At 42.7% G+C, this 14,415-nt stretch carries 11 protein-coding genes; 5 read left to right on the forward strand and 6 right to left on the reverse strand.

Translation table 11 applies throughout. The annotated features are described in order from the left end of the window. Window positions 1-64: 64 nt before the first annotated feature. On the reverse strand, window positions 65-976 hold the full coding sequence (locus AC1DQW_RS07425; protein WP_477453509.1) for a class I SAM-dependent methyltransferase: 912 nt from the start codon (window positions 974-976) through the stop codon (window positions 65-67). Window positions 977-1,072: 96 nt separating this feature from the next. Between AC1DQW_RS07425 and AC1DQW_RS07430 the strand changes: the two genes are divergently transcribed. Next, window positions 1,073-2,926 (forward strand): DEAD/DEAH box helicase, encoded by a 1,854-nt coding sequence (locus AC1DQW_RS07430; RefSeq protein ID WP_477453510.1) that lies wholly within the window; start codon window positions 1,073-1,075, stop codon window positions 2,924-2,926. Window positions 2,927-3,684: 758 nt separating this feature from the next. Here the strand turns inward: AC1DQW_RS07430 and AC1DQW_RS07435 are convergent. The 3 genes from AC1DQW_RS07435 to AC1DQW_RS07445 are packed head-to-tail and all read right to left on the reverse strand — an operon-like array spanning window position 3,685 to window position 5,446. After that, complete coding sequence (locus AC1DQW_RS07435) at window positions 3,685-4,008, reverse strand: hypothetical protein (RefSeq protein ID WP_477407264.1); 324 nt, start codon at window positions 4,006-4,008, stop codon at window positions 3,685-3,687. A 55-nt stretch (window positions 4,009-4,063) separates the two neighbouring features. Next, window positions 4,064-4,408, reverse strand: coding sequence for a hypothetical protein (locus AC1DQW_RS07440; RefSeq protein WP_477453511.1), 345 nt, complete (start codon window positions 4,406-4,408; stop codon window positions 4,064-4,066). Window positions 4,409-4,438: 30 nt separating this feature from the next. Beyond that, window positions 4,439-5,446: an NAD(P)H-dependent glycerol-3-phosphate dehydrogenase gene (locus AC1DQW_RS07445; protein WP_477453512.1), complete on the reverse strand. Its 1,008-nt coding sequence runs from the start codon at window positions 5,444-5,446 to the stop codon at window positions 4,439-4,441. A gap of 299 nt (window positions 5,447-5,745) precedes the next feature. On the opposite strand from AC1DQW_RS07445, the gene AC1DQW_RS07450 reads away from it, so the two are divergent. From AC1DQW_RS07450 to AC1DQW_RS07460, 3 genes are all read left to right on the forward strand, one after another. Next, window positions 5,746-6,939 (forward strand): hypothetical protein, encoded by a 1,194-nt coding sequence (locus AC1DQW_RS07450; protein ID WP_477453513.1) that lies wholly within the window; start codon window positions 5,746-5,748, stop codon window positions 6,937-6,939. 58 nt (window positions 6,940-6,997) lie between these two features. Then, on the forward strand, window positions 6,998-7,159 hold the full coding sequence (locus AC1DQW_RS07455) for a FeoB-associated Cys-rich membrane protein (RefSeq protein WP_477404880.1): 162 nt from the start codon (window positions 6,998-7,000) through the stop codon (window positions 7,157-7,159). Window positions 7,160-7,227: 68 nt separating this feature from the next. After that, entirely contained in the window at window positions 7,228-10,605 is a 3,378-nt protein-coding gene (locus AC1DQW_RS07460; RefSeq protein ID WP_477453514.1) for a trifunctional glycoside hydrolase family 18/polysaccharide deacetylase/glycosyltransferase family 2 protein, read from the forward strand. Window positions 10,606-10,738: 133 nt separating this feature from the next. Here the strand turns inward: AC1DQW_RS07460 and ispF are convergent, their stop codons facing one another. Both ispF and porV read right to left on the reverse strand, forming a co-directional pair. Continuing rightward, window positions 10,739-11,221: a 2-C-methyl-D-erythritol 2,4-cyclodiphosphate synthase gene (gene ispF / locus AC1DQW_RS07465; RefSeq protein ID WP_477404884.1), complete on the reverse strand. Its 483-nt coding sequence runs from the start codon at window positions 11,219-11,221 to the stop codon at window positions 10,739-10,741. Further along, window positions 11,221-12,393, reverse strand: a complete 1,173-nt coding sequence (gene porV / locus AC1DQW_RS07470) for a type IX secretion system outer membrane channel protein PorV (RefSeq protein ID WP_477453515.1) — start codon at window positions 12,391-12,393, stop codon at window positions 11,221-11,223. The genes ispF and porV overlap by 1 nt, the downstream gene beginning before the upstream one ends. Window positions 12,394-12,632: 239 nt before the next feature. On the opposite strand from porV, the gene AC1DQW_RS07475 reads away from it, so the two are divergent. Then, window positions 12,633-14,318 (forward strand): SUMF1/EgtB/PvdO family nonheme iron enzyme, encoded by a 1,686-nt coding sequence (locus AC1DQW_RS07475; RefSeq protein ID WP_477453516.1) that lies wholly within the window; start codon window positions 12,633-12,635, stop codon window positions 14,316-14,318. The last annotated feature ends 97 nt before the right edge of the window (window positions 14,319-14,415 follow it).

Below are 14,415 nucleotides of genomic sequence, written 5' to 3' on the forward strand. Positions count from 1 at the left end.
GTTTTTTCCAGCTCGGCTGGTGGGTACTCGAAACGACGGTCTGTTTATTAATTTTAAACAGCTTCTACGAGTAATCAAAGCTCCCCTTCTTAAATGGCAGCTTAAAAAAAGCGGTTACTATATTCCAGATATGTTTTAGGCGATAGCCGGCATTTTTCTTCACCTTAGCTAACCCATGCTTTTCCATGTTCATGAAAGGAGTAGTTATGGTGCCTGTTTTTGAAGAGGTGGGCTGTGGTGTTGGTTTTTTCTCTATAACAACTATCGAATCATAATAATGAATAGAATTTACCGAGCGGGTAAAATCATCAACCTTTAATGATTTCTCTACCGAGTGGTAAGCGTTAAGTTTATCAATAAAGTTTTTAGAGTATTCAATAAAGGTGCCGCGTCTTTTATGGCCGCCGCCGTATTTTAACCAGTATGAGGTATGAATGTCTTCGCAAAGGTAAACACCATCGGGTTTTACATGATTAAACAGTTCCTCGTATGATATAATCTGCTGCAGCATGGTGTGGCCGCCATCGTCAATTAAAATATCAATCGGGGGTATTTCTTCCTTAACCCGTTTCAGGAAATTACGGTCGGTTTGCGAGCCTATCAGTATTTTAATATTCTCCTCCTCTACGGCTTTGCAATTTGGGTTTATATCAATACCGTAAATTTTTGCTTTATCGCCAAAATAGCTTTTCCACATTTGCAAACTGCCGCCATGTAGTGTGCCTATCTCCAAAATCACAATATCCTTACCCCTGTATTTACTAAAATGACGTTCATAAACATCAAAGTAATGGGCCCATTTGTATATAACGCGTTCGGTATTATTTTTAAAATATATTTCCAGATCGTTCATTCCTGTGTCAATTAACGGCTTTAAACCTACATAAAAAAACCTGTTCACCAAAAGGAATTTCAAAACAGCGCACCTGTTTACCGCATCAAAAGCTGTAACTATCAAATTTTCATACAATTGCATATTTTATTTAATACCAGCCAAGTATTGCTTTTGCAAAATATTAACGCTATCTTTGCGCCCGATTTGGCGATGTTGCCAAATTCGTTATTTTAATTCATGAACCCATTTATTCAACTGGGAATCCGTCATGATATTGTTAATGCCATCTCTGAGTTAGGGTTTGAAAACCCAACGCCAATCCAGGAACAGTCAATTCCGGTATTGTTAACAGGCAGCAACGATTTTGTCGGATTAGCCCAAACCGGGACCGGTAAGACTGCTGCCTTTGGCCTACCATTATTAGAGCTGTTGGATTTTGAAGAAAATCATCCACAGGCACTTGTTTTATGCCCAACACGTGAACTTTGTTTACAGATCACGAACGACATTAAAAATTACTCCAAAAAAATGGACAACGTTCACGTTGTAGCCGTTTATGGCGGAGCAAGCATCATGGATCAGTTACGCCAGATTAAACGCGGCGTACAGATCGTTGTGGCCACTCCGGGCCGTATGCTTGATATCATTAACCGTAAGGCGATAGATTTTTCGAAGGTAAAATTTGTAGTATTGGATGAAGCTGATGAAATGCTCAATATGGGCTTTCAGGAAGACATTGATAATATCTTATCTACCACTCCGGACGAGAAAAAAACCTGGCTGTTTTCGGCCACCATGCCAACTGAAGTTCGCCGTATAGCGAAAAAGTACATGAATGAGCCATTTGAGCTTACCATGGGCACAAAAAACACCGGCAATGCCAACATTGAGCACGAGTACTATATTGTACGTGCCCGTGATAAGTATGCCGCTTTTAAACGTATTGTTGATTTTAATCCTGATATTTTTGGTATCGTATTTTGCCGTACCAAAATTGAAACACAGGATATTGCAGAAGCCCTGATAAAAGACGGTTACAATGCCGATTCGTTACATGGCGACCTGTCACAACAGCAACGCGATAAGGTGATGAAACGTTACCGCGAGCGCAGCCTGCAATTGTTAATTGCTACCGATGTTGCCGCACGTGGTATTGATGTTAATGATGTAACACACGTTATTAACTACTCGTTACCAGATGAGGTTGAAAACTACACCCACCGTAGCGGCCGTACAGCCCGTGCAGGTAAAACAGGTGTATCTATCAGCATTATCAACGCCAAAGAATTAGGTAAAATACGCCAGATTGAGCGCACCCTGGGTAAACGCTTTGTTAAAGCCGAAATACCAACCGGGTTTGATGTTTGCGAAAAACAATTATTCTCAATTGTTCATAAAGTACATAACGTACAGGTTAATGAGCAGCAGATTGAGCAATACATCCCGCGTATTATGGATGAGTTTAAGGATATGAGCAAAGAAGAGTTTATAAAACGCTTTGCATCAATTGAATTTAACCGTTTCCTTGATTATTACAAAAACGCGCCAGACCTTAACGCAAACGTTGAAGAAGGCCGCAGAGACAGGGACGATCGCGGTGACCGTGGCGAGCGTGGTGCATCAAGCGGACCATCTGCTTACACCCGTTTATTTATAAACTTAGGTTCTGTAGACGAGTTTAACCGCGGCGACTTGCTGGGTTACATTTGCAACACATCAAAAATTAGCGGCCGTAGTGTTGGTAAAATAGATGTTAAGGGTGTTTATTCTTTCTTCGAGGTTCCAAACGAGGATGTTGAAAAAGTGAGCGCCGGCTTTAAGGATGCCGAATACAAAGGCCGCCCTGTACGGATAGAAGTATCTGGCGAAGGCACAAGCGACCGTCGTGAAAGCGGTGGTGGTGGTCACCGAGGTGGCGAGCGTCGCGAAGGCGGCGGCGGTTACCGTGGTGGCGAACGCAGAGAAGGCGGTGGCGGTTACCGTGGTGGCGAAAGAAGCAACTCAGGCGGCGGCGATCGTCGTAGTGGTGGCTTCCGTGACTTCTCGGGCAAACCCCGCGAAGATCGCCCGGAACGTAAAAGAAGATTCTAAAAAGTATCAAGTAATAAGTATCAAGTAGCAAGACATCAGCGGCCAACCTGGAGCTATCTTGATACTTGATACTAACTACTTGATACTAATAAAGATAGTTTTCGTGAGCTTCCCCTGGTAGGGAAGCATTAGTTTTAGTTTAGTTTTGTTAACGAAGCCTTCAACTGCCGCCAGCAGTTATGAAGGCTTTTGTTTTTTAACGGTATTAGTTAAGTACCTCTTCCCCGTCATTGCGAGGTACGAAGCAATCCTCGATTTACAGAGTAGCTGTGCAAATCCGCTCTGTATTTTGGGGATTACTTCGTCGTACCTCCTTATAATGACGTGTTTGCAAACTGCTGATTATCAGTACTGTTTTTTAATATAATCTATGTCATTGCGAGGCACGAAGCAATCGCATGCTATACAGAGCGGACCTGCACAGTTCGCGATTGCCGCGCCACGCTCGCAATGACATGGTTGTTGTGAGCCCCTAAAGCCAGCACGTCATCCTCGTTTTTTCCAGGCTTATCCTGGTGGTTACTCGTATGACATGATTCTAACGTATTGATTATTAATGCTGTTTTTTTTGTAGAGACGCATCACATGCGTCTCCCACATGTAAATCGAACCTGTCTGGCGGAAGGCGCATGTGATGCGCCTCTACAAGAGCTCCGATGATGCCATTACTGTTTTTTCCAGCTGGGCTGCTCGGTATTCGACGAGTTTTCAAGTCTATGATTATCAGAACCTAATGCTCGCAACTTTAAACTTAGTTTTTAACGGGTAAACTCAACAATATCAGAGTCGGGGTAAAGGAGTGTAAGTTTATGATCGTCCAGGTTTTTTATCAGGAATTTAGTATATGGCCGGCTCCCCTCATACGATGTAAAAATTGTATCGTTCGTCACAAAATAATCCTCGGTAACCGGCTTCCCGTCATCGGTGGTAAAACCTTTTTCGGTTATTTCCAGTTTTGTTTCACCATCCTTTGATTGCCACTTGCCCAGCAACTTTTTATTAACCTGGTTGGTAGTGCACGCAAAGGAAAACAATATTAATGCGCAAAATGCGTACGCAAAAATTAAAGGGTATTTTTTCATGACAGGGTTTTTAAACTTACATTGCTTTTACAGGGCAATGTAAGTTACTAATTTTTTATTGAGCAGGTTTATCAATAAGGGCCGATTTTTTAACATAAACTCTGTGCCCTTTTTTGTTGATGTAATAGTAATACGAGTTTTTGTCGATATAAATAGTTTGCCCACCGGGCGCTACCTTTCCTTCAAACTTTTTATCAACTACTGCCGATGCACCTTTGGCCGCTATCTCCGAGGTTTTATGGCCGACTTTTTTGGCCGTTACACTTGTTTTATGGCCAACATCCTTAGCGGTTTTATTTATTTTATGACCAAGGGTACTGTCCTTATGAGTTTGTGCAATAACCGGCGACATCATAAATGATCCGGCAGCGAATATTGCAATCCTGAATAGATTTTTCATGGTAAGTAAATTGAGTTATTAATAAAATAACTAACTCAATTTTTCTGCCAAAATCTTCATTTCAATTACCGGGGAACGTTTCTGGTACAAAATAGCATAAACGGCATCGCAAATGGGCATATTTACCTTGTACTGTTTGTTAACCTGCTGTAGGCAATTTACTGCATAATATCCTTCGGCTATCATATTCATTTCCAGCTGGGCCGATGTTACCGTATAACCTTTGCCTATCATATTGCCAAAAGTACGGTTACGGCTAAACTGCGAGTAGGCAGTAACCAACAGATCGCCCAGGTAGGCCGATTCCTTAATATCGCGGTTAATGGGGTGTACCTCGGCAACAAACCTTTCCAGCTCGCGTATGGCGTTTGAGATCAGCACCGCCTGAAAATTATCGCCATAGCCTACGCCATGGCAAATACCGCCTGCTATAGCATATACATTTTTTAAAACAGCGCCCCACTCGGTGCCATAAATATCGTCAGATACAATGGTTTTGATGTAACGGGTATTAATCATGCCGGCAAATTCGGCAGCCAGGGCAGCGTCGCGCGATGCAATGGTGAGGTATGATAGTTTTTCAAGCGCCACCTCTTCGGCATGGCAAGGCCCGCTAATTACCACAAAGTCATCAAAAGAAACACCCATTTTCTGGTTCAAAAACTCCCCGATAATTAAATTTTCATCGGGTACAATACCCTTTATTGCCGACACCATTTTCTTCCCGGCTAAATCTTCGGCGGTAATGCCCGTAAGCGCTTCTTTTAAAAAGGCGGCCGGTACGTTTAGTAAAATGAAATCAGCAACGCGTATAAGCGATTTCAGATTGCCGGATATGTTTTCTTTAGGCAGTTTAATTTCAACCGAGCTTAAATAATTGGGATTGTGCCCAAATTTATGCAGGTGCTCAACGGCCTGCGTGTTACGCATCCACCAAAAAATTTCCTTTTCGGTAGTATTATCAGCCAGCATTTTAACATTAGCCGTGGCCCAGCTGCCTCCGCCAATAACGGCTATCTTTTTCTTTTGATTTAACATTAAGTAGAATTGCCAGGTTTTAATTGACACGGCAAATTAATGAAATATTATTTGTTTTGGACGAAGGACTTTTAGACGAACGATTTTTAGACAAAGGATTTTTGGACGAAGGACTTTGGGACGAAGGACAAAAGATCAGGGGACGAAGGTTAAATTAAATTAGTTAAGTTTGTTTATACACGTATTACATTTAATACCGTCATTTCGAGGCACGAAGCAATCCCTAACTTTACAGAGCGGCTCTGTAGGTCGGGGATTGCTTCGTGCCCCGCAATAACGGGTTCAGAAAAACGGAACCTATGAACCCATCAGCCAGGAAAACATTTAACGCAGGTTTTACCAACGAAAAATATCAGCAGTTTTTAGATAAACTTAACAGCGGCCTGCACTCGCCGGTTGCTTTCCGCGTGGCCGAAACACCCGTTTTACTTACTGCCGGTTTCAGGGATAAGCTCATGACTGCGGGCGATGATATTATCGCCACAATTTTACAGCCCGGTTTTAAACAGCTTACCCAGCGTGCCATTCCCGATAAATGGCAGGTAGCCAATGAGAATGATCATCCGCATTTTATTGCCCTTGATTTTGGGATCTGTAAAGACGAGGCAGGCAACATCGTACCCAAACTGATAGAGATGCAGGGCTTTCCCTCGCTGTATGGCTTCCAGGTTTTGCTGGGCGATACTTATAAAGAAGTTTTTGATATAGCCTATGACCAAACCACCTATTTTAACGGACTTGATAAAGTTAGTTACCTTGATCTGTTAAGAAAAACCATTGTAGGCCCCCATCTGCCCGAAGAAGTGGTACTAATGGATGTGAACGCGCCCGAACAAAAAACGGCTGTGGATTTTTATCTTACCCAAAAATACCTGGGCATAGCCGTAATATCATTAAGCGACCTGGTACAGGAGGGTAAGCAGCTTTTTTACAACCTTAATGGCCAAAAGAAACAGGTTAAGCGCATATACAATCGCCTGATATTTGATGAGATAGATGGCGACGACATTTTATTTGACAAAGTAGCTGATATAAGGCAGCCGCTTGATGTGGAATGGATAACCCATCCTAACTGGTTTTACCGCATCAGTAAATTCACTATGCCCTTTTTAAGCGGCAATTATATTCCCGAAACACGGTTTTTGCACAAGGTAGATCAAATACCTGCCGACCTGGAAAACTATGTCCTGAAGCCTTTATTCTCATTTGCCGGGCAGGGTGTTATTATTGATGTTACCGCTACCGACATCAGCAAAATTACCGACCCTGAGAACTGGATTTTGCAGCAAAAAGTAAATTACGAACCCGTAGTGCAGGCTCCAGACGGCGGTGTAAAGGCCGAGATAAGGCTGTTATACCTATGGCCCAACGGCGATGCAAGGCCCACATTAGCCATAAACCTGGCCCGTTTAAGCCGCGGAAAAATGATTGGCGTACGTTATAATAAAGATTTTGATTGGGTAGGCGGAACAATTGCCTTTATGCCGCGTTAAACTATATACTATTAATTGCGTCTAAGCATATATATTAAAAATTAAGTATTTTTGCATCATGAATGTCCAGGTGATTTTAGTTATAATTCTTTTTACCGCCGCAGTGTTTTACATCGGTAAAATGATGTATAAAAGCATTACAGCAAAAAAAAGCTGTGGTGGTAATTGCAAGTGCGGTGTTGATTTTTCGGATATAGATGCCGGTAAATCAAATAAATAACCGGCAATAGCCATTCATGATATCTTCATTTGTTACCCATACTTTTAACCAAAAAGTAATTTCACTTAATGTCTTCAAATAAGCAAGTTTTTCAGGCAGAATCACCCGGCAGATGGAACCGCTTTAAGTGGCTCAGCCGTGTGCTGCTTGCCGTACTTATAGTTGGGATAATAGCCGTAATAGTCACTATTAAATCAACGTATTACCCCAATCTGCCAAACCTCGACCCGGCACCTAAAAAAATGTCGAAGGAGGAGCTTGAACAGATAAAAAAATCAACCAAATACAGGTCGTTCAAAATACAAAAAGGCGAAATTGAAGCCCTTGAACGTGCAAAACGGATACACCAGCACAAGCACCCCAACAATAAAGACAGGTTAAATGTTGCCTTTTACCGCCCATGGGAGCCACAGGCGTATTATTCGCTTTTGGACAATATGGCCCGGCTGGATATGGTGGTAAGTGAGGGTTTTTCTATATTGCCCGGCGTAGATACCGTTGTAACCAAAGTTGATACCGGCCTTATAAACGTAAATAAAAAGTACAACAGGCCAATTATACTCACCTTATCAAATTACGTTAACGTAAATAACCAAACAGGCGGATATGACAGTAAGGATGTTGAGCGCATTTTTAAAAGCCCCGTTTTGCGTACGGGCTTTATCAACAGTATAACAAATGCCCTTACGAAATATAAATTCAAGGGTATAAATGTTGATCTTGATGAAATTAAGGATCGCAACAGCAAAAATTATATTGCCTTTCAAAACCAGCTTTATAAAACATTAAAGGCAAAAAACTTCCTGGTTACACAAAATGTGGTGCCCGAAGATGAATCTTATGATATTTCAAGGCTGCAGCATGTTAACGATTTCCTTTTCATTATGGCGATTGATGAGCATAATGAAGTAAGCAATGCCGGCGACTTATCAAACCAGCACTGGGTTGAACAGATCCTGGATGACGTGTGTAGCAAAGTGCCAAGCGAAAAAATTATTTTAACTTTTGCCGCCGGCGCGTATGACTGGCGGGAAAGCAGCGTAGGTAAATCCATAGGCTATCAACAGGCTATCAGTACGGCCGAAGAGAACCAAAGCAAGATCACCTTTGATTCAACTTCGGCCAACTCGCATTTTACCTATATGGATAAGGACAGCCTTGACCATACCATTTACTTTGCTGACGCCGCTACCAACTTTAACGTTATCCGCATGGCCGATGACTGGGCAACCGGTGGTGTGGCATTATGGCGGATGGGCACCGAGGACCCGAGGCTATGGTCGTTCTTCCAGAAAAACCTGTCTATTGATTCGCTGCGTAAAACCGGCGTCGACTTAAAAAAGTTAACCTCTGTAGGTTTAAATAACCGTAAAAACGTAGAGTATGATGGCGACGGAGAGGTGCTCGACCTGATTACAACACCCCAAACTGGAGAAATTGCCGTAAAGCTGGATACCACCAATTTTAATATAACCTATCAGCAATATAAAAAGCTGCCTACCAAATACATGATCCGTAAGTATGGTTATAAGCCCAAAAAGGTGGTTTTAACCTTTGACGACGGGCCTGATCCCGACTATACTCCACGTATTTTAGATATCCTTAAGGAAGAAAAAGTTCCGGCCTCCTTCTTCGTGGTAGGCTCCATGGCCGAAAAAAACATAGCCATCCTTCGGCGCATTTATGAAGAGGGTTATGAAATTGGTAACCACACCTTTTTCCACCCCGATATTTCAACTGTCAGCCTTGATCGTGTTGTATTGGAACTTAATGCTACCCGTAAAATCATCGAATCGGTTACGGGCCGCAGCACCATACTTTTCCGTCCGCCGTTTAATGCTGATGCCGAGCCGGAAACGCTTGCCGAGGTTATACCGGTTGCCGAAAGCCGCAGGCAAAGTTATATCACCATAGGCGAATCTATCGACCCCTGGGATTGGCAGCCCGGTGTAACAGCCGATAGTATTGTTGCACGCACCATAAGACAGGCCAATAATGGCTCAATGATATTGCTGCATGATGCCGGTGGCGATACCCGTGAAGAAACCGTAAAGGCATTGCCTGCTATAATTCATTACTTTAAAACGCACGGCTACCAGTTTACTACCATTGCCGATGTGCTTGATAAAACCAAAGATGACCTGATGCCACCCATAAAGGATGACCACACAGGAATTTTTGGCCCGATGTATGATTTTACTATACATAGCTATTACTATATCAACTGGGTATTGATCTATGTGTTTCTATCGGCCATATTCCTGGCAATCGGGCGTATTGTATTAATTGGCATACTGGCGGTAAGACAAAATATCGAAAATAAAAAAACAACAAAGTTACGGGGCGACAATATTCCTCTGCCTTCGGTAAGTATCATTGTACCGGCCTATAATGAAGAGGTTAATGCCGTTGCTACCATACAAAGCCTGTTAAAAACCGAGTATCCGGCGTTCGAGATTATTTTTGTAGATGACGGATCGCAGGATAAAACATATGCGGTAGTAACTGCGGCTTATGAAAACAATCCGCTGGTTAAAATATTAACCAAACCAAACGGCGGTAAAGCATCGGCCTTAAATTTTGGTATTACCCATGCCAATAGCGATTTCGTGGTTTGTATTGATGCCGATACCCAGCTTAAAACCGATGCTGTTTATCACCTCATGAGCTACTTTACGGATGAGGAAATCGGCGCGGTTGCAGGCACGGTAAAAGTTGGTAACGAAACCAATATCATTACCCGCTGGCAATCTATAGAATACATTACCGCCCAAAACATGGACCGCCGCGCTTTTGATCTCATCAACAGCATAACCGTGGTACCGGGGGCTATTGGCGCGTTCCGTAAATCGGCCATTTTCCGTGCCGGGGGCTTTACTTATGATACCCTTGCCGAAGATTGCGACCTCACTATGCGTATCCTGAAACAGGGCTATATCATAAAAAATTGTGCCGAAGCTATTGCTTATACCGAAGCGCCCGAAACTATCAGCATGCTGTTGAAACAACGTTTCCGCTGGAGCTTTGGGGTAATCCAAAGCTTCTGGAAAAACCGGGACGCGCTGTTCAATAAAAAATATAAATTTTTTGGGATGGTGGGTATGCCCAACATCCTCATTTTCCAGATCATATTGCCGCTATTCTCCCCATTAGCCGATTTGATGATGATTTTTGCGCTGTTTGGCGAAAAGCCAGAGAAGATGCTTATTTATTATGTAGCCTTTGTGGTTATCGATTTTATTGTGGGCATCATCGCCTTCCGCATGGAAAAAGAGGATTACAGGAAACTCATCTACATTATACCGCAGCGATTCCTGTGGAGGCAACTCATGTATTACGTACTGTTCAAATCTATCAGGCGGGCATTAAAAGGCGAGCTGAGCGGATGGGGAGTATTGAAGCGCACAGGTAACGTGAAGGTGGAAGCAGAAAAAATTCAAAAGTAAAAAGGGAAACTCCAAACCCGATTTTAAAACTCTAAAAAATGGTGTTGTTGGCGATGTTCGACAGCACCATTTTTACTTTGACAAGGCAATCTCCCTGAAGATTCATGACGAAGCATAAAATGGGGTAATCTTACTAATCCCGCTCAATTAAACAAACCGCGTAAGCTACAACGCCTTCCTCGCGGCCTATAAAGCCTAATTGCTCGTTGGTGGTAGCCTTAATGGATATATCATCCTCACTGATAGAGGCGGCTTTGGCAATATGCGTTTTCATAGCCGGGATGTGCGGATTTATCTTGGGGGCCTCCAGGCATACCATAGCATCTATGTTGCCAATGCTGAACCCTTTTTCTTTTATTAACACAACAACCTGCTGCAGCAGGATAAGGCTGCTGATGCCTTTCCACCGGTTATCTGTATTAGAAAAATGAAAACCTATATCGCGCAGGTTGGCGGCGCCAAGCAGTGCATCGCAAATAGCATGCAGCAATACATCAGCATCCGAGTGACCATAGGCCCCTGCATGATGCTCCAGGTTAACTCCTCCCAAAACAAATGGATGCTGCTCTTTTAACTGGTGAACATCAAAACCAAAACCTACTTTTATTTTACCCATTACCGTTTAGATACATTTGAGGTACCGCCAAAATTTGCCGATAATGAAAAACGCAGCGTATTAGCCAGGGGGCTGTTTTGCTGGCTGGCTGCCAGGTACGAAAAATCGAACTGAAAAACATCGTATTTAACACCAAAGCCAAGGGTTACATAACGCCTGTCGCTTTTATTTGGGTTTTCATACAAATAACCGGCCCTTATAGCAAATTGATTATTATACCAATATTCGGCACCCGGAGAAAGGCTGTATTCTTTCAATTCCTCTTTAAAACCTCCCGGCGCATCACCAAACGACTGGAAAATACCCGAAGGCACCGATACATCATCATTTTTACCACTTATTATAACACCATCTGCATCCCTTATAGGCGGGGAAGGGGTTAGCTGCTTGTTTATATCAAAGGCAAGGGTTATCTGGTTACTTTCATCAAGGTTCCAGGTATTGGCAACGCCGAATTTTAAGTTAGCCGGTAAAAAATATTTAGGGCCGTTATCGCTGTAACTTATTTTTGACCCAATGTTTGATATATTGGCGCCAAAGGCAAACAGGTTGTTATCGCCGTATGGAGCTTTATAAAACATAGATACATCGGCAGCAAAAGCATTCCCTGCCCTCCCGGTTTGATTTGACCCGGAAGTAGCAAATGACACGCTGGATATACTGGAATGAATATAACGGGCGGTTAAACCCAATGAAAAATTCTCGCCAAACTTACGGGCATAGGAAACATCCAGCGAAAATTCGTTCGGGGTATAAGTGCCCTGATCGTTAGTATTATCATCTGTTAGTTGTAACGATCCATAATTAAAATACCGCAGCGATGCCCCAAGTGTATTACGATCATCTATTTTGTGCGCATAACTAAGGTACGATAGGCTTATATCCGGAACCAAACGCCTTAACCATGGGCTATACGAAAGCGATAACGCATCATTACTTTCTATAAACGCAAGTTTTGAGGGGTTCCAGAAACTGGCATTAACATCTGGCGACAAAGCTACACCCGCCTCCCCCATAGCACCCGAACGTGAATCGGGCGTGATGTTTAAGAAAGGCACCTCCACCCGTGACCCCCTAAATGTACTTCCATCGGTGCTTGTTTGCCCAATAACTGCAACAGGCAATAAATAAACAATTACGAACAGAATATTGTGAAAGGTAAAAAACTTCATTGGGTGCAATTTAGCTTTAATATTTTAATTGATAAATATACGTTCTTAATTTACTTTGGATTTTTAAAGGGATGTTTTAAATTACAATTGGCAAAAAAAACAGAATACTGTAACTAATATTACCAATATTCCGTTAAAACAACCGATAATTGTTTGATTTATTTAGAATAATGGGCTGTCTGCATTAGCTTTGTACCCATTTTTTTCTAAATTTACGTCATTAATATATTTGTAAAATTATGAAAATACTTTTTACTAAAACTGCTTTAGTGCTGGTGGCTGCAGGTGCATTGGTGAGCAGCTGCAGTAAACGCCCGCAATCGTCAAAAACGGGTTTAACTTATAATGACAAAAACAATGGCGGTTATGAGCGTTACAGGAAAGTTCACCCATCACCGGGCCCCGGTCTGGTGCCTATTGAGGGCGGTACTTTTGTAATGGGCGGCAGTGCAGACCAGGATGTTACTTATGATTACAACAACGTTCGGCGCCGGGTAACAGTTCCATCGTTTTATATGGACGAGACTGAAGTATCTAACCAGGATTGGCTGGATTACCTGCACTGGATCAACATAACCTTCCCCCAGGATCATGAATTGTACTACAATGCCGTACCTGATACTTTGGTTTGGCGTAAACCACTATCATATAACGACCCATATGTAGATAACTACCTGCGCCACCCTGCCTTCCAGGATTATCCGGTTGTAGGTGTTACGTGGGATCAGGCACAGGAATATTGCTCCTGGCGTACCGATCGTACCAACGAAAATATTTTACGCGAATCAGGAAGATTAGTTGCCTGGAAAGATCAGAACGGCAAAGGTAAAAATGCTGCGCCTGCTGCTACAACCGCATCTGCGCAACCCTTTAATACTGATATTTATTTGAACGGACAAATACAGGGACCGGGTATTAATGGTAAAAAAATGTTGCCCAACCTAAGCCCTAATGCGGCCGCAGGTACCGGCAAAAATAACAAACCAGTACGACCTGTGCGTATGGAGGATGGTATTTTGAAACAGGGATACCGCCTGCCATCAGAGGCCGAGTGGGAATATGCTGCATTGGCCCTGGCCGGTAATACCCAATTTGAAAACATCGACGATGGCAAAATGTACCCGTGGAACGGAATGGGTGTACGTTCTGCTAAAAGCAAAACACGAGGTTTAATTTTAGCCAACTTTAAACGTGGCAATGGCGATAACGCGGGTGTTGGCGGTTACCTGAATGACAAGGCCGACATTACTGCACCGGTACGCTCATACGCTCCAAATGATTTTGGTTTGTATAATATGGCCGGTAATGTTAATGAGTGGGTACAGGATACCTACCGCCAAACTTCATTTGAAGAATTTGAGGATTTTAACCCTTTCCGTGGTAACCAATATGCTAATAAACGTTTGGCCGATCCAACAAAAGGATTATATGCAAAGGATAAATATGGCAAACCCATTAAAGACCCAGCTGTATCAAACAAAAAGCTAAAATATGCCGATCTTATAGCATTGCAGCAGGCACAACAAAACCCTAATACGGTTAATAATGCTGCTAACCCAAATGCAGTGCCAACTGCACCTGTTAACGCTGTACCGGCAATACCAAATTCATTAGATCCTTTATCACCAAAAAATTCTGGCAAGAAATACGATCCTGATTTCAGGGGCGAAAAAGATACGGTGAATACCGCGCTTTATGGTACTACAACATTGGTTAACAACCATTCAAAAGTGTACAAAGGTGGTTCATGGAATGACATGGCATTCTGGCTAAACCCATCCACCCGCCGCTTTTTAGACGAGGATGAAGCAACTGCCGAAATTGGTTTCCGTTGTGCAATGACATTGGTAGGCGCACCAGAAATTTATCCAAATGGTAAACCACATTATGGTGTTAAAAAAGCAAAGCCTTTTAAAGCTAAATAATATCCAATTTTAAACTTAAAATACAAGGCCGTTCAGTGATGAATGGCTTTGTTTGTTTAGGGAAGAGTCGGAGTTGAATACAACTGACCTGGTTCAA

This window comes from Mucilaginibacter sp. P5_A4, from assembly GCF_056400605.1.

Excerpts from the sequence above, each read along its gene's own strand:
- porV (WP_477453515.1), bottom strand. The coding sequence starts at position 12,393 with ATGAAGTTTTTTACCTTTCACAATATTCTGTTCGTAATTGTTTATTTA.
- AC1DQW_RS07460 (WP_477453514.1), top strand. The coding sequence starts at position 7,228 with ATGTCTTCAAATAAGCAAGTTTTTCAGGCAGAATCACCCGGCAGATGG.
- AC1DQW_RS07440 (WP_477453511.1), bottom strand. The coding sequence starts at position 4,408 with ATGAAAAATCTATTCAGGATTGCAATATTCGCTGCCGGATCATTTATG.
- AC1DQW_RS07450 (WP_477453513.1), top strand. The coding sequence starts at position 5,746 with ATGAACCCATCAGCCAGGAAAACATTTAACGCAGGTTTTACCAACGAA.
- ispF (WP_477404884.1), bottom strand. The coding sequence starts at position 11,221 with ATGGGTAAAATAAAAGTAGGTTTTGGTTTTGATGTTCACCAGTTAAAA.
- AC1DQW_RS07425 (WP_477453509.1), bottom strand. The coding sequence starts at position 976 with ATGCAATTGTATGAAAATTTGATAGTTACAGCTTTTGATGCGGTAAAC.
- AC1DQW_RS07455 (WP_477404880.1), top strand. The coding sequence starts at position 6,998 with ATGAATGTCCAGGTGATTTTAGTTATAATTCTTTTTACCGCCGCAGTG.
- AC1DQW_RS07430 (WP_477453510.1), top strand. The coding sequence starts at position 1,073 with ATGAACCCATTTATTCAACTGGGAATCCGTCATGATATTGTTAATGCC.
- AC1DQW_RS07435 (WP_477407264.1), bottom strand. The coding sequence starts at position 4,008 with ATGAAAAAATACCCTTTAATTTTTGCGTACGCATTTTGCGCATTAATA.
- AC1DQW_RS07445 (WP_477453512.1), bottom strand. The coding sequence starts at position 5,446 with ATGTTAAATCAAAAGAAAAAGATAGCCGTTATTGGCGGAGGCAGCTGG.
- AC1DQW_RS07475 (WP_477453516.1), top strand. The coding sequence starts at position 12,633 with ATGAAAATACTTTTTACTAAAACTGCTTTAGTGCTGGTGGCTGCAGGT.